This is a genomic window from Bacillus sp. AFS029533, assembly GCF_002585125.1.
GTDB lineage: Bacteria > Bacillota > Bacilli > Bacillales > Bacillaceae_G > Gottfriedia > Gottfriedia luciferensis_B.
In genome coordinates, this window is sequence record NZ_NUQC01000005.1 from 1 (window position 1) to 22572 (window position 22572).

23 protein-coding genes and 1 pseudogene are annotated in these 22572 nt (G+C 31.3%); 4 read left to right on the forward strand and 20 right to left on the reverse strand.

The genetic code is table 11. The features are described 5' to 3' along the window. Positions 1-201: 201 nt before the first annotated feature. Positions 202-378 (forward strand): hypothetical protein, encoded by a 177-nt coding sequence (locus tag COE53_RS23805; RefSeq protein ID WP_180242382.1) that lies wholly within the window; start codon positions 202-204, stop codon positions 376-378. Positions 379-662: 284 nt separating this feature from the next. Here the strand turns inward: COE53_RS23805 and COE53_RS02825 are convergent, their stop codons facing one another. Together COE53_RS02825 and COE53_RS02835 are read right to left on the reverse strand one after the other, a co-directional pair. Next, entirely contained in the window at positions 663-914 is a 252-nt protein-coding gene (locus tag COE53_RS02825; protein WP_069034329.1) for a hypothetical protein, read from the reverse strand. A 749-nt stretch (positions 915-1663) separates the two neighbouring features. Continuing rightward, complete coding sequence (locus COE53_RS02835) at positions 1664-3073, reverse strand: SpoVR family protein (RefSeq protein WP_069034330.1); 1410 nt, start codon at positions 3071-3073, stop codon at positions 1664-1666. Between the two features lie 166 nt (positions 3074-3239). Here COE53_RS02835 and COE53_RS02840 point away from each other — a divergent pair, with 166 nt between their 5' ends. After that, entirely contained in the window at positions 3240-3452 is a 213-nt protein-coding gene (locus COE53_RS02840; protein ID WP_069034331.1) for a hypothetical protein, read from the forward strand. A 546-nt stretch (positions 3453-3998) separates the two neighbouring features. Here the strand turns inward: COE53_RS02840 and COE53_RS02845 are convergent. The 5 genes from COE53_RS02845 to COE53_RS02865 all read right to left on the reverse strand — a co-directional run bounded on the left by COE53_RS02845 (position 3999) and on the right by COE53_RS02865 (position 7126). Further along, complete coding sequence (locus tag COE53_RS02845) at positions 3999-4199, reverse strand: cold-shock protein (protein ID WP_069034332.1); 201 nt, start codon at positions 4197-4199, stop codon at positions 3999-4001. Positions 4200-4471: 272 nt separating this feature from the next. Further along, positions 4472-4696, reverse strand: coding sequence for a hypothetical protein (locus COE53_RS02850; RefSeq protein ID WP_091022268.1), 225 nt, complete (start codon positions 4694-4696; stop codon positions 4472-4474). 156 nt (positions 4697-4852) lie between these two features. Further along, the gene (locus tag COE53_RS02855; protein WP_091022266.1) at positions 4853-6010 is read right to left on the reverse strand and encodes a tetratricopeptide repeat protein; all 1158 of its coding nucleotides are present in this window, start codon (positions 6008-6010) and stop codon (positions 4853-4855) included. A 172-nt stretch (positions 6011-6182) separates the two neighbouring features. Further along, positions 6183-6521, reverse strand: coding sequence for a hypothetical protein (locus COE53_RS02860; RefSeq protein WP_069034336.1), 339 nt, complete (start codon positions 6519-6521; stop codon positions 6183-6185). 239 nt (positions 6522-6760) lie between these two features. Continuing rightward, positions 6761-7126: a DUF2750 domain-containing protein gene (locus COE53_RS02865; protein ID WP_069034337.1), complete on the reverse strand. Its 366-nt coding sequence runs from the start codon at positions 7124-7126 to the stop codon at positions 6761-6763. A 352-nt stretch (positions 7127-7478) separates the two neighbouring features. Here COE53_RS02865 and COE53_RS02870 point away from each other — a divergent pair, with 352 nt between their 5' ends. After that, positions 7479-7892 (forward strand): hypothetical protein, encoded by a 414-nt coding sequence (locus COE53_RS02870; RefSeq protein WP_069034338.1) that lies wholly within the window; start codon positions 7479-7481, stop codon positions 7890-7892. Positions 7893-8060: 168 nt separating this feature from the next. On the opposite strand, the gene COE53_RS02875 is transcribed toward COE53_RS02870, so the two are convergent. From COE53_RS02875 to COE53_RS02905, 7 genes and pseudogenes are all read right to left on the reverse strand, one after another. Beyond that, positions 8061-8363, reverse strand: a complete 303-nt coding sequence (locus COE53_RS02875) for a hypothetical protein (RefSeq protein WP_091022264.1) — start codon at positions 8361-8363, stop codon at positions 8061-8063. A gap of 62 nt (positions 8364-8425) precedes the next feature. Beyond that, positions 8426-8620 carry a hypothetical protein gene (locus COE53_RS02880; protein WP_091022262.1) on the reverse strand — a complete coding sequence of 65 codons (195 nt, stop codon included), beginning with the start codon at positions 8618-8620 and terminating at the stop codon, positions 8426-8428. Between the two features lie 425 nt (positions 8621-9045). After that, positions 9046-9525: pseudogene (locus COE53_RS02885) on the reverse strand (group II intron reverse transcriptase/maturase); the annotation flags it as partial. Positions 9526-10364: 839 nt separating this feature from the next. Then, complete coding sequence (locus tag COE53_RS02890) at positions 10365-12089, reverse strand: GMC family oxidoreductase (RefSeq protein WP_098947425.1); 1725 nt, start codon at positions 12087-12089, stop codon at positions 10365-10367. A 766-nt stretch (positions 12090-12855) separates the two neighbouring features. Further along, positions 12856-13746, reverse strand: a complete 891-nt coding sequence (locus COE53_RS02895; protein WP_091022255.1) for a Vgb family protein — start codon at positions 13744-13746, stop codon at positions 12856-12858. A gap of 390 nt (positions 13747-14136) precedes the next feature. Beyond that, positions 14137-14523, reverse strand: a complete 387-nt coding sequence (locus tag COE53_RS02900; RefSeq protein ID WP_069034344.1) for a hypothetical protein — start codon at positions 14521-14523, stop codon at positions 14137-14139. Positions 14524-14789: 266 nt separating this feature from the next. After that, the gene (locus COE53_RS02905) at positions 14790-15365 is read right to left on the reverse strand and encodes a VanZ family protein (protein ID WP_069034345.1); all 576 of its coding nucleotides are present in this window, start codon (positions 15363-15365) and stop codon (positions 14790-14792) included. A 678-nt stretch (positions 15366-16043) separates the two neighbouring features. Between COE53_RS02905 and COE53_RS02910 the strand changes: the two genes are divergently transcribed. Then, on the forward strand, positions 16044-16244 hold the full coding sequence (locus COE53_RS02910) for a cold-shock protein (RefSeq protein WP_069034346.1): 201 nt from the start codon (positions 16044-16046) through the stop codon (positions 16242-16244). A 423-nt stretch (positions 16245-16667) separates the two neighbouring features. On the opposite strand, the gene COE53_RS02915 is transcribed toward COE53_RS02910, so the two are convergent. The 6 genes from COE53_RS02915 to COE53_RS02940 form a co-directional block, all read right to left on the reverse strand. Next, a complete protein-coding gene (locus COE53_RS02915) occupies positions 16668-17489 on the reverse strand; it encodes a metal ABC transporter permease (RefSeq protein ID WP_069034347.1) in 822 nt (273 codons plus the stop codon). Continuing rightward, complete coding sequence (locus COE53_RS02920; RefSeq protein WP_069034348.1) at positions 17435-18142, reverse strand: metal ABC transporter ATP-binding protein; 708 nt, start codon at positions 18140-18142, stop codon at positions 17435-17437. The genes COE53_RS02915 and COE53_RS02920 overlap by 55 nt, the downstream gene beginning before the upstream one ends. Positions 18143-18210: 68 nt before the next feature. Beyond that, a complete protein-coding gene (locus COE53_RS02925) occupies positions 18211-19167 on the reverse strand; it encodes a metal ABC transporter substrate-binding protein (protein ID WP_069034349.1) in 957 nt (318 codons plus the stop codon). Between the two features lie 212 nt (positions 19168-19379). Beyond that, positions 19380-20129, reverse strand: coding sequence for a TIGR03943 family putative permease subunit (locus COE53_RS02930; protein ID WP_069034350.1), 750 nt, complete (start codon positions 20127-20129; stop codon positions 19380-19382). A 9-nt stretch (positions 20130-20138) separates the two neighbouring features. After that, a complete protein-coding gene (locus tag COE53_RS02935; protein ID WP_069034351.1) occupies positions 20139-21143 on the reverse strand; it encodes a permease in 1005 nt (334 codons plus the stop codon). A gap of 138 nt (positions 21144-21281) precedes the next feature. Beyond that, entirely contained in the window at positions 21282-22460 is a 1179-nt protein-coding gene (locus COE53_RS02940) for a GTP-binding protein (protein WP_069034352.1), read from the reverse strand. Positions 22461-22572: the final 112 nt, after the last annotated feature.

Genomic DNA, 22572 nt, shown 5'->3' on the forward strand with positions numbered 1-22572 from the left:
AATCCATTGCAAGAGCTGGTATAAACGTATCCATTTGCTGGATCATCTTCATTCCAGTTATTCTAACCATCGTTCGATACTTTTTCTTTTCGAATTAATAACTCATGGCTATTAAAGTGTGCATTTATCCGCTTTATTTGGTATGCTTAACGGATAGTTTTGGACCGGATCCACTAAACTGAATGAAGAAGAGGGTAAAACATGGGAAAATTGAATGCAGTCGAAAAATTGCAAAAAGAATTAATGAAGACGCGCGAAGCGATCGATATCGTCAAGATCATCTTAGCGAAGAAAAACGACCCTCATCTCGAAGAACAGTTGAAAAGATTAATCACCGAACACAACGAAATTGTGACAGAAATCAAGAGCATCCAGTAAGGATGCTTTTTTATCTTATCGCCCTCTACTCGTAACTACCCGGACGCAATCAAATCATTAGACCAAAGAATGCAGTCAATGGAAAATAAATTGCAAGCGATGGATGAAAAATTCACATATTTCATGGACCGACAACATTCAATTGAATAAATGGAATACAAAAAATCAAGTGGAATTTACCATCAATACGCAAGGCTCTTTAAATTTAATTGATGATTTTTGAACTAAAAAAGGTTGTCTAATTAGACAACCTTTAGAAACTCTTATACAACTAACGCACTGCGTTAGTTGTCAGGAATCCCGAACTCAACTAATTTTTCTTTATGAAATTTGTATTCTTCTTCTTTTAGATGATTGTTATAAACGCTCGGTTTCATAATTTTTTTAAAGGACTCTTTTTTATACAAATTTAGAATTTGTTTGTTTAGCTCTGGAAAATGACCCGGATGATATAAAACAACATCTGCATTTTTAAACAAATTCTCTCTTTCAATAAATGTGTTTTTACTTAATAAGTTCGCAAATTGAGCAATCAAAAATAGCACCTCTTCATTTCAATTAATCATTTTTATCAACAATTATTATTCGACAGAAAATACCGGTTACCTTTTTATTCCAATAATCTACCAATTCAAATTAGAAGATACCTTTTTTTCTCATGCTTACTAAAATAATAACTATTCTTGTTACACCAATAATAATTGATAATAATCCTAATACAATCCATAAATAGATATTATTAAAATATAGTCCAATCAGTAAAACTACGCCTATTGTAGATAGAATAAAACTATCTAATTTATTAGGAACATTAACTATTGCGTGCATTATAAGGATTAAAGCATAAATAAAAGTTGAAAATTTCACCCAATAAAACCCAAAGTTTAATGAAAAAGTAAAGAACATAGGACCTAAAATAACAAATATGTTTAAAGTTTTTTCATATTGTTTCTCCGTATTCTATTTTTGAAATTTCTCCAAATCATATTGGTACCGTTTATATTTGTACAATGATTTTAATTTTATCATTAAACCAAAAAGTATTAATCAATCAAAAGACTCATGAAAATTGCAATTTCTTATTCAACTATTCTGCCATAAAGTTCCATAAAAAAAATCGACTATTCAGCCGATCATGTAATTCAACTAAAGCGTGTTTCATATTATTAAAGCTTATTCATAATTGGAACGCCCTATCACATTGCTAACATGAGTTAGTTAATGTACTATGCTGTAAACAACGTTTAAGAAATAGCTAAAATAAAATAAACGCCAAAACAGGTGTTTACAAATTTTTACGATTTACATTAATTCCGTCATAACTAAATAATACAGTTTTTCCATCCATCCTTGTTTCAATATGAGTCGTTCTTCCCCATAATTGGTATAAATATGGTAAAACTTTCTCTAGATATTTAACATCTAATTCAATCTCTTCAAATGAATGCTTTAAATACAATTCACCTTTTTTTTGATAGTCCCCATCATCTACGGTAATATAAGGATATCCTCCATTCGTACGCATATTTACTAATTGATCACGTACATTCACCCAACTTTTATCATTAATCTTATATTCTTTTCCATGTTTTTTAAACAAGTACAAGTCTTTGTTCATCACAAATTCTTTTGATAAATAGTTTCTAATAAAACTAGTATCTGATTCAAGCTCACGTACTTCAAAAATTTTTTCAGTTCCAGAACCAACTTTCACCCCATTTTTTTTCATTTCTTCAGATGGATTGTTATATCTATCTTCAATATCCTCAAACATTTTTAGTCCGAAATAGTAAGGGTTTATACTTGTTTTCGAGGGCTGTACTACACTTGCATTCAATTTTGCATATTCAATTGATTCACCTGAAGTTAAATCTAACTCTCGCATAATACGTTGATGCCAAAGACTAGCCCATCCCTCATTCATAATTTTTGTTTCGAGCTGTGGCCAAAAATATACCATTTCCTCTCGTAACATTGTTAAAATGTCTCGTTGCCACTCTTCTAATTCACGACTAAAATGTTGAATAAATAGTAAAAGATCCTTTTCAGGTTGTGGTGGGAATTTCTTTTTTCGAGGATTTACAGGAGCAATATTTTCTTTTTTATTATCCAAATTCCATAAATCATCATATGGTCCTACTCGAGGAAGGGGGATAATCACATCATCTTCTAATTGCCACGTTAATCTATTTCTTACAATAGAAGGGTCAATATGTTCTTGGATAGCTATAACTGCATTCAAAAATTCATCTACTAACTTTTTTCCATATTTTTGTTCATATTGTTTAATTCTTTCAGCAGTTGCTGCCATGCTTTCTACCATATCTCGATTTGTATTGCTAAAACGCACATTATTTTTAAAGAAATCACTATGAGCGAGTACATGGGCAACGATCAATTTGTTTTGAATCAGGCTATTGGTATCAAGTAAAAATGCATAACATGGGTTAGAATTAATCACTAATTCATAAATCTTACTTAATCCTAGATCATACTGCAACTTCATCTTATAGAATTTTTTTCCAAAGCTCCAATGTGAATATCTTGTTGGCATTCCGTACGCACCAAACGTGTAAATAATATCGGATGGGCATATTTCATACCTCATTGGAAAATATTCAAGCCCAAATCCTTTTGCAATTTCAGTAATTTCATCTATTGCATACTCTAATTCACGTAAATTATTTGAGTCCATTATTATTCCCCCTACTATGTGTATTGACAATGTATGATAATTTTTGACGTTATATACTATGGAGTTCAAATAAATAAATTCTACATAAAATTTGTAGTTTAAATGAGATTACAGGACAAAACCTCTTTTGTGTCGAATTAATATAATTTAGAAGGGAGATGTGAAAATGAGTAAAGAGAGTCTATTAAAGAACCTTCGACTTGCAACAAGAGGAAATTACTTTCTAATCAACATTAAAAATCCCTTGGGAAATGATAAAAATATGATTGAAAAACTGGCTAAAGAACTAGAACTAGATGGAAAAATCAAGCTAAAAGAGTGCACGCATTTAGAAGATTCAATCTTTTTAAGTGGAATACTTAAGTTTGCATCCAATTAAATTGGATGCTTTTTAATCGTTGAACAAATTGAATTTTAAATAGATCCGATCGATTAAAAAAATAGACTTTCTTCGAGTAATATTTCTTGCACTTTCGGAACGCTTTCCAAATTGAAATCACCCCTTTTATATAATTATACAATTTGCTTGGAGATTTTTCCTTATTCCACTAATCTGCCATTTACTTTAATAAAAAAAGACCACTGAAGTAGTCTACGTTGTTCAACTAAAGCGCCCGTTTACTGAAGATCATTTCTAGTTAAATTAGTATTAAAAAGATTGTTTCTTCTTAAAGAAGCGCACACGTTAACCAACCAAAAAACAGAGCTTCACCACAGGCAATGTAAGAAAATTACGTTCTTACATGGTAGGTTGATTGAAATTAGGAATCCTACAAATTATGTGTTACACTTTGTTTACCATTTGATTTACTGTTTTCTGTTTTCTGTATTCTGTTCCCTACTCATTAGTGAGTGGGGTTTTTGTTTTTTTAGAAAAATAAAAAACAGACTCAAATTAAGAGCCTGTCCATGTTAGTTATTATAATTAAGCCTTGCGAACGTTAGCTGCTTGTGCTCCACGTTGACCTTGCTCAAGGTCAAAAGTCACTTCTTGACCTTCATCTAATGTTTTGAACCCTTCGCCTTGGATAGCTGAGAAATGAACGAATACGTCTTCTCCACCTTCACGTTCGATGAAACCGAAGCCTTTTTCGCCATTAAACCATTTTACTTTACCTTTTTCCATGTTTGTTCACTCCTAGTGTGTTAGTACACACAATGTATTACTATCCTTGCTCTCAGTGATCATCAAGACGAAAAGTTTTACTAATATTATCCTTTACACCGAACAAAAATAATTCACCTTTAGAATAGCATTTTTTGAATTTGTTTGCAAGGTTACTATATATAAGTCGAATTTTCAGCTTCTCATTAAAGTAAACACTCAATTTAATTTTGTGCAAAATTTATAAACACAATAAAGTGTCTTTGGTTGTTCTTGTTCAACTAAAGCATGCGTTAGTTGTATATGAATGACTTAATAGAAACGAATATATTAAGCCCAGATACAAGGAAAAATGCATAATTAAGAGGCTTACGTTTTTCTTGCATACCCATTATCAATAACGTTACTCCTAAGAAGAATAACGTATAAGGCATTACAACAAAACTATCTGTTATTAAAGCATATACTGCTAAAACAAATGTAAGTAGCGCAAAAACATTCTTTAATTTTTTTAACAAACAACTACCTCCTTAATTAATAATTTAAATGATTTTCTAATTAAATTCCTACCATATTACTCCAAATTTGTGTTTCAAATCTTCATCAATTAAACTCCCAATTTGTACAATAAAAAGGGAACTACCAAAGTAACTCCCAGTTGTTCAACTAACGCATTAGTTAGTTGAATAAGAACTATCAATTACTTTCTTTAAATAATCCTGAAAAATTTCTACATTCCAATTATTTCTTTTTGCTGACTTAACTGACTCCTCAGCATACTCGACTGCCTTTTTATGATCAACTTTAACTGCTACTTCTGCTACCCCTTGGTAGATACTAGGGATGTCTTGAAATTGCAGCTGTTTTTCCATGATGTTTAAGGCTTCACTATATCTACCTTGAGAAATATATAGATTTCCGAGGTAGTTGTAAAATAATGACGCATTAATAAAATAATCGCCTTGCTCGTTTAGATAAAGTTGCATTTGTTTCTCTGCTAGCACTTTATCTTTTGCGATAAGTGTTTCAAAACCTCTTATTTTTTCACTATTATCATTAAATTTTGTATGGTATGTCTTTAAATCAAGAGAGGTCAATTCCTTAAAGGCTTTTGAAAAATCCCCTGTTTTTCTCGTTTGAGTGACGAGTTTTCCAACAATTTGTTCATCATGATGATGAATGAGATATTCAACAGCAAACATCATCAATAAATAGGTACTAGGTTTATATCCACCTTTTCCATCGCTTGTTTTTACAGGTTTTATGTTCATTAATGGTTGAGTCTTATAATCTTCTGATAGATTATCAAGTGGGACAGGAGCAAGTTTCTGCGCAAACGAACTAGCCATTCCTTCATGAATCCAATATGGAAATTGTTCTAATTTCAGACCATTTTCATAAACATAATTTGAGAACAAATAATGAGCCATTTCATGTGCAAACGTATTTTTAAGTTCTACTTGATCTAAATCGCTTCTAATATAGAGAACATTTACATTTTCCAAATAACGTCCTCTTTCATCGCTTGCTTTACTTTTATCAATCTTTTTTGGAGATAAATAAATATGTAATTTCTTCTTAGTCAAATCTAAATGTTGATACCATACATTCCCTTGTTCAAGAATACTTGGAATCATCTGATTTAACATGGCAACTGTTTGGTTATCTTTTGAATCATAATGAAACGTATAAAAGTCCCCTTTTTTTACTTCTGTTGAATGAAAATAACCGTTGAAGATCTTTTCAGGATGTTTTTTTATCCAAAACCAACTACCTGCTCCAATTATTATTAAAAGTAGAAAAATACACCCTAAAATTTTCATTAATTTCATTAGTTTGCCCCTTCGATATTAGACTCCTACTTAACTAATTCTATTTAATATTGTTAGAGTCCTTTGTTCAACTAATCTGCCATTTAGTTCCACAAAAAAAATCGGCTAAAGAGCCGATCATATTGTTCAACTAAAGCATTGCGTTAGTTGAATAAGGTAAAATCATAAAGATTTAAAGTTCATTAGGATTTATAATTTTGTTTTCAATTAAAAATTCAGCTTCAGATTCAATCATTTCAATATAGTTTCTCTTCTTAAATGGTTTTACTATTTTAGAAATCCCACGTAAATTCCCTTGAACTTTTGTTATATTATTTTGAACATCAACAATAACTGTTAAATATATTTTCTCTTTATATCTAACTACACCAGTGACTTGTTTGTTCTCTAAATCAATATTTGTATATTCAGGTTCAATTTTTAATTGCGCAAATGTTGTCGTTCCAATATTGTTTTTAGCTCCAACCTTGAATAATAAAAAATCAATGAAATCTCTTAGTTTTTGTCCCAACGTCTTATCTCCAATGTTAAATTTCTACTTCAATAATAGACTAAACTGATGTAATTACAAATTACATTTTTGATATATTGTTAAATACCTTATACAACTAATCTGCCATTTTGTTGAATAAGAAAAAGCGATCCTCTATTGAAGAATCGCATGCGTTAGCCATCCATGAATCAAAGATTCACAACAGTGAATGGCAGTTTAAATCGTACTCCCATGGTAGTTGAACAAGCCTATTATTTCTAAGCTTTCTTTTGTTGTAATTGACTAAATAAATCTGCTGGTTCTATTTCCAAACCAATTAACTGTGCATTCCAATTAACACCTACTAATAAACCATCTTCATTCATTCCGTAAAGCCAGCTATTCATAAATGCTTCTAAAGGTAAAGATGTTGGTTGATAATTCGACCATCCCTCTATTGCACATTGACGTGCATAAGCTTCATCTGACCAAAATGGCATAACAGTTGTATCTTCATATTCATTCGAATCACATACACACCAGCCATCTTCATTCGCCAACCCCCAAACTAATTTACTCTTTGAAACTCTTTCAATAAACTTTTCATATCTTCTTTTTGAATTTATTTTTAAATCAAATGACATTTTCTTCTCCTTTTTAATGCCTAATTCAATAATATAATTAATTATTCTAATTGAACTATACTGCTATTTTTTTGAATAAAAAACAAACTGCTAGCAACTCGTGATTTTCAACTGTTAATAATTAACCGTTCTATTCTAATTGAACAGTCATGACAATTCGCTTTTAAAAAGGTAGTTATGTAAAAATAGTGTAACTGTTTTATAAAACATTCGCATTCTATTACTTTTATGTAAATTTCTATATACTAGAAGACACACAGATTATTATTTTATTTAAATTATTAAGTATTCAGCAAAAGCCACTTTTTATTTATTTGTTTTGATATTATAAAAAAAATAAGGAGGGATTTTGTTGGAGAATTCACAAAAAGTTTTAAAAAACGAGGCATTATGGGCGGTATTCTTAACTCCGCATTTTTTATTTGCTATTTTTATTATTGCTTACTTTATGATCTGGTGTTTTAATCCACAGGATAATATTGTGATTGCAGCCGCAATTAGTTCCTTTTTTTATTTTTTTGTAGATTTCTTTATTTCCTTACAAGAATCAAATGATAAGCAAAATCCAGATCTTGTAAAATTTAAATGGCTTGCATTTGGTGCTGCTTTTCTATGCCTAGGCATAATGCCATTAATTGTACCAGTATCGAAAGTTGAATATGGATTAGCTGAATTTATTTCTTTTATAACATTTACTGGTGCTGCTGTTTTACATGCGCTAAAACAAGCAATTCCTACTTTTAGAGAATTAAATAAGTTACAATAAAATGATAGTTATACTCCATAAATAGGACTTTGTCTACAAACTTAAAAGATGGTTATTCACCATCTTTTTTCTATTTTAGTAGGCTCTGTTAAATTAAAATATTTAGTTGTATAAGAATAGTTGTTAACTAGAGTATTTTTTAAGTCTGTTTTCGTAAAAATTGTTGCTTTATGGTTCCCTAGAACCAAATATAGCCATTAATAACACAGGGATAATGGTCACTCCTATAACGAAGAGAAATACAATTATCATTCCAAAATATTTTAAGAAGCCTTTTTCATTAGACCTTACACCCAAGATACCAAATATTATACTTGTTATCATAGAAGCAATTCCTGAGAAGAAAAATATTCCTATGACGACTTTTTCCCAATATGTTGGGATCTCGGAAATAGAATAACTCACTATAAACAATATAATTCCGACAATACTCAAAGTCGTTGACCACAACCCTTTTTTCAACGAAGTCATTGTCCCCTCCCCTTACATATTAAATTTTCAACCCATCCTCAAGTTGAATTACCGTCTAAGTGTCAATAAAACATTTTGATTATAAAAGGGATTACGATATAAGAAACTAATGGACCAACTAACCCAAAGCCAAGAAAAAGTGCAACAAACTTACCAACAGTCGATAAACCTTTTTTTCGTTCATTGTTTAAACTTTCAAGTTTATCATTTATCGCTTTTAGTTCTTTTAGAATTTCTTTATTTAGCTCTTCAGACATATAATAATCTCCTTTAAAACTTAATTTATAAAATTAGTATAAATTAAATTGGTAAAATTTGTAATTAATATTTTTTCGCAGGCAAATTCTTTATTAAACTAAAACTGGCCTGTTATCAAAATAAAGACCGATAAATTTTTCATGTTATGCAACTAGTCGAGTAGAATGGAGTCTTTTTACCTTGCGGTAAATTGCACTCCACCCCCTCTCAGAACCGTGCTTGCACTATTAATGCACACGGCTCCTCCAGTAATCATTTACAGAATGTAGCTAATTTCTTTTCTTAAATCATAGTTATTCACCTTAACCCTTGGTGAGGGTAGTGGAAATTTGCTCAGGAAAAGTCTGTATTTCTCCCATTTGAAAGATTTCCTTAAACAGCACACGAAGTCATCCGCATACCTTACTAGGTATGCTTGTTCATTTTTTATGTCTACATCTACAACATAGTTTACTGACCTCTTTTCAATATAGAAGTTCAGTATTTTCAAAGCATCGTGGCAACTACGATTTGGGCGAAATCCGAACGAACAGTCCAAGAAGTCAATTTCATAGATAGAGTTTAATATTTTCGTAACACCTTTTTGGACAATCTTATCTTCATGTTCTGGTATTCCTAATGGTCTTTTCTTTTTCGAATTGAGCTTCGGAATATACATTCTCCTAACTGGAACAGGGCGAAAGCTTTTGTTTTTAAGGCTGCTTACTAAATCCTCTATATTTTCTTCGAGATTACCACCGTATTGCTCTTTAGTTGTGCCATTTATCCCAGTTGCTTTCTTATTTGGTAATTCAATATGACATTGAATTAGTGATTGCTTATCTAGTAAATGTGCTAGAGATGTAAATTGCATTTTAGGATCAGATTTTGCTAATTCTGCTATCCTTAGTAGTTTTGTTTCCATTTGTTATACCTACCTCTGTGTGTAGTAAATGTGTCCCTATTAAGGGTGATAAACTGGTAGTAGCCTTTCCTCCATCGGCATTTGGTTTCCTTACTTTTTATCGCTTGTACACCATACTCTTCTAAAAAAAAGAAAAGACCGGTAGGGTCTCCCGAGTTGCCGTATCATATCAATGTATAACGTGCCAAGGTCTATGAATCCAGAGAGGCTTTACCTTTCTCGCCTTACCGAAAGGTAGAGTGTAGCTTTCTGCTATGCATAAAGCACCAGCCCTCTCGATTTACTAACATTATGAAGCTCAATCCCTTCAACCATTTGGCTTTCGGCCCGCTACCTCACTGTCTACGCTTAAAGACTAAAGTTACCTTTAGCCCTCCAAGACTCGCTACGAGCGAATGGCTAGTTCTTACTCGACGGGAATCCCACCCGTTATATGACACGACCTAGGCTCGGCCGCACACGCATGCGTTAGTTGGCTAAAAAAAGAGAGAAACTCACAGAATAAGTTTCTCTAAAAATAGGTGATATTGGTAAAAAATTAAAACAAGAAATGTAATATTATAATATAAAAATTATTATCAATTGTTTTAGTTATACGCCTTTTAATTTGGGAAATTTTGTAAATAAACTACTATTTAGCTTCACAATTCTATTTATGCACGATGAATGATGCTTCTTCATATTGAGAATCAGTATAACCTTTGATGGTCTCATAACGGTTATAGTTCATCTATGTAAAAAAATGTTTATCTTATACGCTAATGAAAAAGGATACCGTAGTCTAAGTTGAATAAAAAAGGGTGCTAAAAACCAGCACCAAATAATTGATAAATTGGAGTTTAATCTTGAATGAATCGTACAGCATTTAAACCGATAATTTGAGAAGGGAGTGAAGTATTCCCATCAGGTAAAATAGGTGCGACCGATAGATCAGCCACCTTTAGGTTCTTTGTTCCAAAAACATTCAATTCGCCATCTACGACACCTTCTCGAACACTCCTTGCCATTTTGCATTGACCTCCAAAGTGGAAAACATTACGATATGAGGCTCTTACGTAACTTTCTAATTTTTTACGCTTTTCTTCGATATTTTTTATCTCAAAGATAATTTCAGGCGGGAATACGACTTTGAATATTCCTTCAGGATCGATTTCACGTGCTTTCTTCATAATGTTGTGGGTCTCAATAAACTGATCAACCATGAAATTCAGGTCATCTGCATCTCCAAGAGGATTAAGGTCTATGGAAGGATATGCCTCAGGATCGCTGTGTGAGACCATAATAGTACCTCTGCTTTTTGGGTTATCGTCAAAAAGTCCAAAACTTATGATATTGCTTTTCTTTTTAGGATCGAAATCCCAATTATTTTCCAATACCTCTGAGGCAGGAAGAAACGATGGTGCTGGTGATCCTATTATTTGAAGGCGACGCCCTCCTTTACCACGATCTGCATTAAATGCACCTAGTGTAATTGGATTGTCTGGGTCTGCAGCCATGAGTTCTAAAATCCGATCGGTTTTAACTTCAACTCCCAATCCGGTTGTAAATTGGGTTTGAAAGTTATGTCCTACATTTGGACTGTAAATTAAAGTTTCTATACCTGCTCTTTTCAGATCATCCGGGTCCCCAATTCCCGAACGTTGTAATATAACAGAAGATAAATTGCCTGCACAAAGAATTATTCCCTTTTTTGCGAATGCTTTATTTGATTTGCCATTTCTGACAAAGTCAACTCCAACTGCAACTTGAATTTTTCCATCTTGCTTAAATAGAATTTTATTTACTGTTGTTTTTACCAAAATAACTAACTCTCTGCCGCCAACTCCAATTTCATCTGGATGGAACTCATTTCCTTGTGTCACTATTTTACTATTTAAATATCCAGTTGCAGTAGATGAGCGAACAAATTTTCCATTTACTTCCTTATTTAAAAACTGTGATTTAAAGAAAGTACAATCCCTAATACCAGTATTGTAATCCTCGACTATGGGAATATCTAATATTTCTGATGTTGCTTTTGCTAATGTAACGGTAATCCCATCCTTAGGAATAATTTGTTGTCTGATAAAAATAGGGCCCTTTTTACCTCGTTCTTCTGGTTGTTGAGTCTTTCCAGTATAGGTTTCATTTTTTTTGAATAGTGACTTTAAACTGTTATAACTCCATTGAGGTCCAACTAGGCGTGCCCATTCATCATAAAGTTCCTTGCTTCCCCGTACAGCATACATGGCATTATGTTCAGAGCTTCCACCTATTGCTCTACCGCCTGATACTCTAAGTTGTTGGTTCCCAATTGCGGGCTGTACATTTGTAAATATATTAAAGGAATGCCTATTATCAGCAGACAAAACACCGGATACTGCACCTGAAGGACTGCTTAGCTCTGGAACCATATTTGTGCCTGGTTCCAAGACCAATACAGAAGTTATTTTGTCATCTGATAATTTTTTTGCAATTACACCACCTGCTGTACCTGCACCTATTACAATAAAGTCGTAAGTATTATCGTTCAACACTGTATCATTCCTTCCGTTACTGGGTTTGCATGAATGTGGACTATTCATTTTTATGATTTATTATCTAAACTTATGAAAATAAATGGCATTTACTGAAGCAATTACCTTCTTATTGGATATAGATGTATGTAATATCTTCTATACTCGTGCTAATAAATAAAGTAATAGAAAAATCCCAACTTCTTATTAAAAAATTAAGAAACTGGGATTTTTAATATATTAAATTCCTTTAGGTTGAAAATCCAATATTCTTGACACTTCACTATCTTCCCTCGATCTGAAATAGAAGTTGATTGATCATAATCGCCAGTGTTAAGTGTTGTTTAACTATCGCATGCGATAGTTGAACAACACTTAGGGGCTGAATGATCAGCTCCTATTTATTTGACATATTAGTGTTGTAAGGTAGTATCAGCGGTAGATGCTTCTTTATCTTCAACTACATTTAAAAATGTGACTTTCACTCTTTTTGACACAAGTAACGGGTGCTTTATTTGAATAAGAAAGGAAAATTAATTTGTATCAGCTTCAATCAGCCTTATTAATTCATCTAACGAATTCATTACTTCCTGGGACTTCACTTTTATTCACCACCAGTCTTTAACATCCTTGAACTATTCTATGAAGTAAATCAAATCCTTTATCAACAAAACTAACATTTACTACAATAAAAAAAATCGACTTAACAGCCGATCATGTTGTACAACTAAAGCTCGCGTTAGTTCAACAAGAGAATGTTAAATACATAAGAATATCGTTAAACAAATATTTGATATAGCTATAGTACATATTAAATAAGCTAACTACTTTCCTTTTATTTTATTAAAGTTAATTTTCCTATTTTGTTACATTCTAACACGAACCAAACGGCTCCATCCCTGTCGCATACAATTCCGTGGGGTTCAGCATTAGGAGTTTTTATTGTATATTCCACAATGGAATGGTCACTTCTTAACCTTCCTATTTTATTTGCACCCCATTCAGTAAACCATAAATCACATTCTTCTCCAACCGCAATAGCATGTGGACGTGCATTAGGTGTAGGGATGTCATATTCTATTATCTCGCCAGAATAAGAGATTCTTCCTATCTTATTTCCCATTATTTCCACAAACCAAAGTGCATCATCTTTCCCTCTTGTAATGCCTACAGGTCCTGCCGATGGTGTAGGAATTGGGAATTCCATTAATTCTCCAGATTCGGTTATTTTACCAATAGCATTGTTCTGGTTTTCCGTGAACCAAAGAGAATTATCAGAGCCCAATGTAATAAAAGAAGGGTATGAACCTTTGTTAGGCAGTTCGTATTCATGAATCTTCCCATCTCCCGTCAATTTACCTATCCGATTTCCATTCATCTCGGTAAACCAGATATCCCCATTCGGACCTTCTGTAATTCCAAATGGGGCTGAATTTGGATTTGGCAAAGGATATTCTGTAAATACACCACTTGTAGAGAGCATTCCTATTTTGTTGGCTCCATGTTCCGTAAACCAAACATCTCCTTTTGAAGATACTGTTAAACACATCACTTTAGCATCAGGAGTGGGAACAGTATATTCTTGAATTTGTCCTTCTTGATCAACACAGCTAATCTTGTTTGCTTTATGCTGGGTAAACCATATTTTTCCATCATTTGAAACTGCTATCCCATATGGACCTGAATCAGAATTTGGAATATTTATTTCTTGAAGTACAAATTGCATTTTAACCCCTCCATTAAATATTACCTTTAACTAACACATACAATAACATTTTAAAAATTCCATATATTAATAATTCCATTTTCCCGCTCAAAAAAAACTCTTCATTGTTGAAAATAAATCCAAATATTTATATTCAACAATCTATAAGTTATACCTTTTCCTATTCAACATTCCTACCATTTAGTTTAAGTGTAATCTTTCGCAAACTTAGTTGTTTATAATAAAAAATGAACATANNTATGTTCATTTTTTATTATAGATTTCATTCCGGTTAATTATGAAAAATCACACTTAATTAACCGGAAAAAATATAAATACGACCAACTAATTTATCGTTCATATTCTTGTTGAACTAACGCTCTCGTTAGTTGAATAAGAAAATTTAAAATTCTATTTACATAAAGTTTTTACTTGTTCATCAAACTCAGTATTACTCTTGTAGAATTCGCCTTTTAATTTTAATAGTTTAAAGTCTCCAATTTCTTTATTTTTATGATAAGCCTTTACTGAGCATCCGTCGTCAAAGAGTAAAAGAACGGCACGGTCTTCTTGATTTTCGTCACGAATAAACTTAATCTTCCTTACATTATTAACCCAATTATTTATACTCTTAAGGTCAGTTAATTCTTTAAAGTTTCCATTTTTACCGTATACGATTTTAGTTATATCTTTATCTGTATAGATTTCCTTGAAAGATATTCCGTCTTCTTTTTTTTGACAGGACATTAAACTTGCTACAATAACTAATAAACAAATGCACAAGAATAATCTTCTCAAAAGATGCTCCTCCTCATTTACCTCTAAACACTATACTACTATTTAATTCAATTTTCCCAACATATAATCCTTTCCATATTGGCTTCAATGAAAAAAGCTGCTTATTAGCAGCTCTTGATCTTTAACTTACGCTCTCTTTAGTTGAAGTACTACCTTTATTAACCTTCATGCTTTTACATAATAATAATAATCTATGTTCTTTATCCAACACATTTTCGTTTAGATGATTCACTAATAAAGAATTTCTTTTAGTTGGTTGAATTTCCTTACATTTTTTGTTCATGATTTAATTGAAATCTTGTAAAAACATTTTTTACTTTTTTGATTTTATATATATTCTTTATAATTAAATATCCAACAATAGCACCAATTGTATTTGCAAGTAAATCATTTATATCTGAACTTCTACCACTTCCCAACATTATACGAATTATCATTTGAATTATTTCAATCACTAAACTTAAAATGAATCCCGTTTTTGCTGTTTGTTTTACAGTAAAATTTTTACGTCCTATAAAAAATAAATACACACCTAATGGAACGAACATAATTATATTTAATACAAATGTAAAAAAGTCTATTGTCAAAACTGGTATAAAATTGATTGTGTTGTACCATTTAGTTTGATTGGCATAAATACCAATATTAACATCAATTGGGAAAAATACTAAATGAATAACACAAAAAATGTAGAAAACAAAAGTAAATAATAAAAAGTATTGTGAAATCCCATATTTTTTACGTTTAATATTTGGAGCTACAATTATATATAGAACAGTTAATAGAAATAGTGGTATAAGGATATACCAAGAATTAATTGTGAACATTATTGAATTTTTCATTTTTTTCCCTGCCTTTTTAAGTTATTTTACTTGTGTATGTACTATGCAGTACATACACTATAAGTGTACTATATATATAGTACACCTATTTGTCAACACCACTATTCCAAAAATACCCATTCTTTTTATCCTCTTTATTTAAATTATCCTGACAACTAATCGAAAAAAACGCTATTTTTAAACGATAGTTATTCACTTAAACTAAACTACCATTTAGTCACCCATGCAGCGCTAGCGCTGCACCACAGCAAATGAAAATGTATGGAAAGTGTCAATACTGATACTGACTTTGATCCAGTCAACTGTAATCACTAGGTTTTTTAGTTAATTCTTCTCTTTTTTTTACGATTGAGTAGAGTTTTCTTTAGTAATGTCATTTTTCTATTTTTGAAGAAACTAATTTTCATGGTAGTTGAATAAGATCCTCAGCATTTTTATGAATAAAGTTTGCATCGCTAGTTAACATAAAAACAATTAGCGGTATCAAAAATAGGATCTAAGTTACTAGATCCTTTTCTCTTCCAATTTCTGTTAGAAACATTAAAAAAACTGAAATTTGCAGCTCAAAGTTCTTCATCTTATACGAGTTTAAGTTGTTTGAACATTTAATTATCTATAAATATATTGTTATTATGATATAATTACAAAGTGGGTAACCCACACAAGGAGGCAACAAACATGGAACATGGTAAAGTAAAGTGGTTTAATGCAGATAAAGGTTTTGGATTCATCGAGCGTGAAAATGGAGATGATGTATTCGTCCATTTCTCAGCTATTCAAACTGATGGTTTCAAATCATTAGATGAAGGCCAAGCAGTTACATTTAATATAGAGCCAGGTCAACGTGGACCTCAAGCGACTAACGTTCAAAAAGCATAATAAATATAAAGAAAGACAGCTCTTTTAAAAGGTCTGTCTTTTTTATGCCCTAATTAAAGAAATGCATATAAAAAAACCTTATTCATATCGAATAAGGGTGTTCACAACAGGTTTATCAAGTAAAGAAAATGGTTTAAGCTATTAAAGCTCATATAAAATGAATGTACAAATTTATAATGTGAAAAAAGAAGGATAGAAAAGCAGAAAGATGATATCTGCTATTTCTATCCTATTTTACCATTTGGTTATTCCACTAACCTGTCAGTTTGTTTAATAAAAAAACGAGTCACTTTTGTGATCATGATATTCAACTAACGCATGCCATAGTTGAATAAGAGAGTATATTTTCTTTTTTATTTTCTATAAAACAATAAACAGAGCATCCTTTAAAGATTCTCTGTTTCAATTAATATTTATAAATAACTATCTTGCTCTTCTAATTTGAACAACCATATTTTGAATAATAAAACCTACAATTAGTATGATTACTAATACCAAAGTGATTGTAGCACCAGGTGGAGTTCCCAAGGTGTAAGAAGAAGCTAAACCTACAAACATACTACAAATTGCGGTTAATACCGCCAATAATAGAACCCATTTAAATCCTTTCGCAATTCTAATCGCGAATGCAGCAGGAAGAACTAGTAATGCGGAAACTAGTAATACTCCAATTGTAGGTATAATTGCTGAAATGACAACACCTGTTAATACACTAAATGATAAAGATAATAATTTTGTATTCACACCACTTGTATAAGCCGTATCTTCATCAAAAGTCATTAAAAATAATGGTCTTTTTAGCAAAAAGAAATAGAATAATACTCCTATTGTCACGCCAATCATCAAATAGACTTGTTGCTGAGTAACCGTGACAATTGATCCAAATAAGTATTGTTCTACATTCGTTGTTATCCCTCCTGCACTTATACTCATTAAAAAGAGAGCAAGAGACAACCCTGCTGCCATAAGTATTGCAATCGATACCTCTGAGTAAGAAAGATAAGCTCTTCTCATATATTCTATTGCAATTGCTCCTATGATCACTACTAATATACTAGATAAAGTTAAATCAGCATGAATAAAAAAACCAATTGCTACACCAGCAAGTGAAATATGAGATAGTGTATCTGCCATTAAAGCTTGTCTTCTTAATACTAAAAATACACCTAATATTGGTGCAATTACCGCGATTAATCCACCAACCCAAAATGCCCGTTGCATGAATTCAAGGTTAAGCATCTCCATACGCCATGTTCTCCTTTCTCTAGATGTATTATTTTATCAAGATATTGTTCAACTTCCTCTTTTTCATGAGTCACCATTACGACTGTTCGATTGTGTCTTTTAACTAAATGATTTAAAAATTGATAAAAGCTTACTCTACTTTCTTTGTCCATACCAGTCGAAGGTTCATCTAGTACTAATAAATTTGGTTCAGAAGCTAATGCACGTGCAATACAGATTTTTTGCTTTTGTCCTCCTGATAATGATCCTATCTTATGATAACGAAAATGCCACATACCGACCATTTCTAATGCATTTTCGATTATTTCAATATCTGTTTTATCTATTTTTTCGAACCATTTTTTTTGATTAAATCTACCTGATTTCACCAGTTCAATTACAGTACTTGGAAACCCAATATTAAATGACGCGATTTGTTGTGGCACATACCCAATGTTTATCTTTTCATTATTTGCATCTTTATTATTAATTTGAATTTCACCACTCCAAGGTTTTAATAAACCGAGCATTAATTTTAAAAGTGTCGATTTAGAAGCACCATTTTGACCTGTAATCCCAACAAATTCACCTTGGTTTATTTCAAAACTTACATTATCTATTACGGATGTATGATGGTAACCAAATTTAACATTATTAAATTGAACTAAACTCATCTTTTTGTTTCCTTTCTTAATTAAATAAAAGCGTGACACATAGAAAGAACACGCTTTTACTTGAATTACTATTTATTTTCTAATACCTTTTTTAGTATTTTTAGATTATTTTCCATAACGCTTATATAATCAATTCCTTGTTTCTGTTCTTCTTCGCTTAAACCTTCAAGTGTATTTAAGACTGCCGTTTTTGCTCCAATTTCATTTGCTAGAGTTTTCGCTACTTTTGGAGAAGCAACTTCCTCGAAGAATATTGTATTAATATCATGATTTTTTGCAAATTGTTTAAGTTCAGCCATTCTTGATGGACTTGGTTCATTCGATGGAGATAAACCAGCAATTGGAACTTGAACTAAGCCATATTGCTTTGTTAAGTATCCAAAAGCTGCATGTTGCGTAATAATTTCTTTATTTTTCATATTCATTAATGTTGTTCGATATTGATGATCAAGTACTTGTAACTTCTTAACATAGTCATCGCTATTTTTCTTATATTCCTCTGTATGTGCTGGATCAATGTTAATAAGAGCTTTTGTTATATTTTGAACTTCCTTCTGAGCTAATACCGGACTTAACCATACATGTGGATCCATTTGTTCTGTATTATTGTTTGTACTTTGCTCATCTTCATTTTCTTGTCCTTCTATCAGAGATATTCCACTACTTGCTTCAATAAATGAAGACCTTTTGTTGCTTAAACTTTTTTCAATGTTTGGAACCCAAGTTTCCATATATGGACTATTATAGATAAATAAATCAGCATTCTGAATTTCTCCAACATCTTTTGGTGTTGGTTCCCATTCGTGTGGTTCAATTGATGATGGAATTAATAGTTTAATATCAGCATTATCTTTTGCAACATTTTTGGTAAATTCATAAACAGGATAAAAAGTAGTTACTATTTTTATTTTTTTAGATTTATTTTCAGATTTATTAGAGGTAGAAATGGATTTAGATGAACAGCCCGCTAATAAAAAGAGAGATATACTAATTGTTAATAATGGTTTTAAGTTTATATTTTTCATATCACTAAACAGTAAAAATCTATATTTTACTATTTGTGCACCGCCCTTCTAGCTAATTTTTTAACTTATTTCATGTTATTAAACGTAATAATTACGATTTACTAAGTAAAAATAGATACTCACCTAAAACTAAGCAAGTATAGTACGCTTAATATTAAAACGAAACAATTACGTTTTCAATGTTTTTCTGATTAAAAATAAGTTAAACTTTCCTAATCAAAATAAACATATGGATCTTTTAGTGGTTTTATTTCTGCTATTTTATCCAACTGAATAACAGGTTGATAATATTTTCCGACCTTCACTTTGTGAATTGTACCAGTTACGTTTACCCACTGATCATTTTTAAATCCTGAAACCTCTTTTCCCTCAACCATCAACCCAAACACTTGAGCATCAGCTACGCAACAGGTAATAACGAAACGCGATACATAAATCTGATTATTTCTTGTTTCCTTATCACGATATACAAAACCATTAAAAGATATTTTTTTACCTACATATTTTTCTACACTATCCTGTACATCTGAAATAATATGTCCATACATCGAATCATCAACTTTTATAAATTTTGAATCATCATTTTTTAAAATTATTTTTTTAGCTTGTTTTTTTACTATATTTTCGCTATTAGAAATACTTCTTTTTGAAGCAATACTTGCTCCAAGTACGTTTGTTGAAAATAAACTACTTGTTATAACTGGAATACTTATTAAAATTACTAAACTTAAAGTCCTATTTTTTTGATTCGAACAACAATTACATGACGTATGATGTTCTTTTAGCAATTCAAAGAAGTGAATTAATCCAATAATTATACAAGCAATTAGTGTAATGATCGTGAATTTCACCATCTTTGGTGCAATGAAATATTGAATATCTCCTGAAACTAAAAGCTTCAAAAGCATTAAAACAATTCCGAAGAAAAATACTGAGCGTAATCGATTTTGAAAAGAAGACATTTATTCACCTCACCAGTATAAATTCCAAATCGACGTCACTATAAATACGACACTTGCAGTTAAGAAAATATAAAAAAATACAAATCTCTTCTTGAAATATGCAAACATCATAAATGTATTTTTCAAATCAATCATAGCTCCAAATATTAAGAAAGCTAAAATAGATTTCACATGAAATGTGCTTGAAAAAGATGCAGCAATAAATGCATCCGACCCTGAACATAAAGATAAGAAATATCCTAATCCCATCATTACAAAGCTTGAGAGATTCGAATGATCTGCAAGATGTATTAACAAACTACGATCAAGAAATGTTTGAAATACACTTGTGACTAATCCTCCAATGATTAAAAATTTGCAAGTTGAGAAAAATTCACTACTAATGTGAGAAATTACTTCACTTATTCGACTTGTTTTTGAATGAATATGGTGAACATGATTATGGTTCTCTTTCTTTTCTAAAGTTTCTAATAGTACATTTTTATTTCGATAAAATAATAAAGTGAAAAAACCGATGAGTAGAACGACTATAAATGCTAAGCCTAGCCTTAAAAATGCCATTTGAGAATTCGATTGAAATGCATAGTAGGTTGAAGTAAATACAATTGGATTTATGATTGGTACACTACTAAGAAAAACAATCCCAATGTACGCTGGCATTCCTTTTTTTATCAAAGATCTGACAATTGGTACAATACCACATTCACATACTGGCATGATCATTCCAATGAAAGCAACTGGAATAAATGCCAAAAATGCATTTTTAGGAAGAATTTTACTAATCGTCTCTGGTTTTACAAATACATGAATAATTGAAGAAACAATGATTCCAATTAATACAAATGGAAGAGCTTCTAAAAACAAACTTATAAATATTGTGTTCATATTTAATAGTTCTTTAGGTACTTTATGAAATAAAGACGATAAATTGGTAAAATCAATAAATACATAACAAAATAAATAACTAAATAGAACAAATAAAATTAATACTTCTTGTCCAACTTTCCGTACCATACATCACCTCAAATAATTTTTTATAGTGAACTATATTCTATACGAAACCGACATATGCTCGTCCAACCATTAAAAATCAATAAGTTTTATCTAAAGAAAACTTATTTTTATAAATCAAATTGTAGGTTCATATGATGTTTAAGCTTGGACAAATGCAGGAATTGGATCATTAAATTCATTCCAATTTGTTTTCATTTCTAATTCTGTTAACAGACATATATCAAGTGACTTCTCAATCTCTAATTGATTCATATCAATTCCAATTAGAACTAGTTCAGTCATTCGATCACCAAAATTATCATCCCATTTATTGTCTAATAATGGATCTTCTCTACGCATTTCGTCTTGTTCTGCTTTTGGTAATGTTGCAATCCATTCACCAGCTCCTTGAATTGTTATCGTAGAACCAGCTTGTGAAAGCATTCCTACCATATCATTTCTTGTTGCTACCCAAAAGAAGCCCTTCGCACGAACAACGTCAACTGACCAATTCTCTAGCCAAGAAAATAAACGTTCTGGATGAAAAGGTTTTTTTCGACGGTAAACAAATGAACTTATTCCAAATTCCTCTGATTCTGGTTTGTGTTCTTCATTTAATTCTTTAATCCAGCCTGCTGCTTGGCTAGCTTTATCAAAGTCAAATAGATGTGTATTTAATACAGATTTCAAATCGACATTCGAAAATGTAGCAGGAATAATTTTTGCCTGTGCATTAATTTTCTTAAGAAAGGCAGTTAATTCTTTTACATCATGTTCTTCTAATAGGTCAATTTTATTTAAAATAATAACATCTGCAAATTCAACTTGTTCAAGAAGTAAATCTGCAATTTCACGAATATCTGTTTCATCAGTTCCTTGTTTACGATCCAATAATGTTTCCCCTGAAGAATAGTCCTCCCAAAAACGATTTGCATCTACAACTGTCACCATTGTATCTAAACGAGTTTTTTTAGTTAAATCAATCCCTAGCTCGTCATCCACATAAGTGAACGTTTGTGCAACTGGTATTGGTTCACTGATACCCGAAGACTCAATTACTATGTAATCAATTCCTCCAATATCTACTAATCTTTCAACTTCTTTCATCAAGTCATCCCTTAAGGTACAACAAATGCATCCATTTTGCATTTCCACTAACTTTTCTTCTGTACGTGAAAATCCACCATTTTTTACAAGTTTGGCATCTACATTTATTTCACTCATGTCATTTACAATCACAGCAACTTTTAACCCTTCTCGATTGGTCAAAATATGATTTAATAATGTAGTCTTTCCTGATCCTAAAAATCCGCTTAAAACAGTAATTGGCACCTTCATTAAAATTCCTCCTAAATTATGTAAAATAAATCGTAATTATTACGAATTGCATTAACCAACAATCATTATAAACCGTATTTATTTCGTTTTGCAAGCAAAAAAAAGACTACTT

What these genes read in the sequence shown, in the direction of transcription:
- COE53_RS23805 (WP_180242382.1), top strand. Translation starts at nt 202, where the DNA reads ATGGGAAAATTGAATGCAGTCGAAAAATTGCAAAAAGAATTAATGAAG.
- COE53_RS02920 (WP_069034348.1), bottom strand. Translation starts at nt 18,142, where the DNA reads ATGAGTTTAGTTCAATTTAATAATGTTAAATTTGGTTACCATCATACA.
- COE53_RS02855 (WP_091022266.1), bottom strand. Translation starts at nt 6,010, where the DNA reads ATGAAATTAATGAAAATTTTAGGGTGTATTTTTCTACTTTTAATAATA.
- COE53_RS02930 (WP_069034350.1), bottom strand. Translation starts at nt 20,129, where the DNA reads ATGTCTTCTTTTCAAAATCGATTACGCTCAGTATTTTTCTTCGGAATT.
- COE53_RS02875 (WP_091022264.1), bottom strand. Translation starts at nt 8,363, where the DNA reads ATGACTTCGTTGAAAAAAGGGTTGTGGTCAACGACTTTGAGTATTGTC.
- COE53_RS02845 (WP_069034332.1), bottom strand. Translation starts at nt 4,199, where the DNA reads ATGGAAAAAGGTAAAGTAAAATGGTTTAATGGCGAAAAAGGCTTCGGT.
- COE53_RS02895 (WP_091022255.1), bottom strand. Translation starts at nt 13,746, where the DNA reads ATGCAATTTGTACTTCAAGAAATAAATATTCCAAATTCTGATTCAGGT.
- COE53_RS02925 (WP_069034349.1), bottom strand. Translation starts at nt 19,167, where the DNA reads ATGAAAAATATAAACTTAAAACCATTATTAACAATTAGTATATCTCTC.
- COE53_RS02840 (WP_069034331.1), top strand. Translation starts at nt 3,240, where the DNA reads ATGAGTAAAGAGAGTCTATTAAAGAACCTTCGACTTGCAACAAGAGGA.
- COE53_RS02905 (WP_069034345.1), bottom strand. Translation starts at nt 15,365, where the DNA reads ATGAAAAATTCAATAATGTTCACAATTAATTCTTGGTATATCCTTATA.
- COE53_RS02880 (WP_091022262.1), bottom strand. Translation starts at nt 8,620, where the DNA reads ATGTCTGAAGAGCTAAATAAAGAAATTCTAAAAGAACTAAAAGCGATA.
- COE53_RS02915 (WP_069034347.1), bottom strand. Translation starts at nt 17,489, where the DNA reads ATGGAGATGCTTAACCTTGAATTCATGCAACGGGCATTTTGGGTTGGT.
- COE53_RS02865 (WP_069034337.1), bottom strand. Translation starts at nt 7,126, where the DNA reads ATGTCATTTGATTTAAAAATAAATTCAAAAAGAAGATATGAAAAGTTT.
- COE53_RS02890 (WP_098947425.1), bottom strand. Translation starts at nt 12,089, where the DNA reads ATGAATAGTCCACATTCATGCAAACCCAGTAACGGAAGGAATGATACA.
- COE53_RS02935 (WP_069034351.1), bottom strand. Translation starts at nt 21,143, where the DNA reads ATGGTACGGAAAGTTGGACAAGAAGTATTAATTTTATTTGTTCTATTT.
- COE53_RS02940 (WP_069034352.1), bottom strand. Translation starts at nt 22,460, where the DNA reads ATGAAGGTGCCAATTACTGTTTTAAGCGGATTTTTAGGATCAGGAAAG.
- COE53_RS02910 (WP_069034346.1), top strand. Translation starts at nt 16,044, where the DNA reads ATGGAACATGGTAAAGTAAAGTGGTTTAATGCAGATAAAGGTTTTGGA.
- COE53_RS02835 (WP_069034330.1), bottom strand. Translation starts at nt 3,073, where the DNA reads ATGGACTCAAATAATTTACGTGAATTAGAGTATGCAATAGATGAAATT.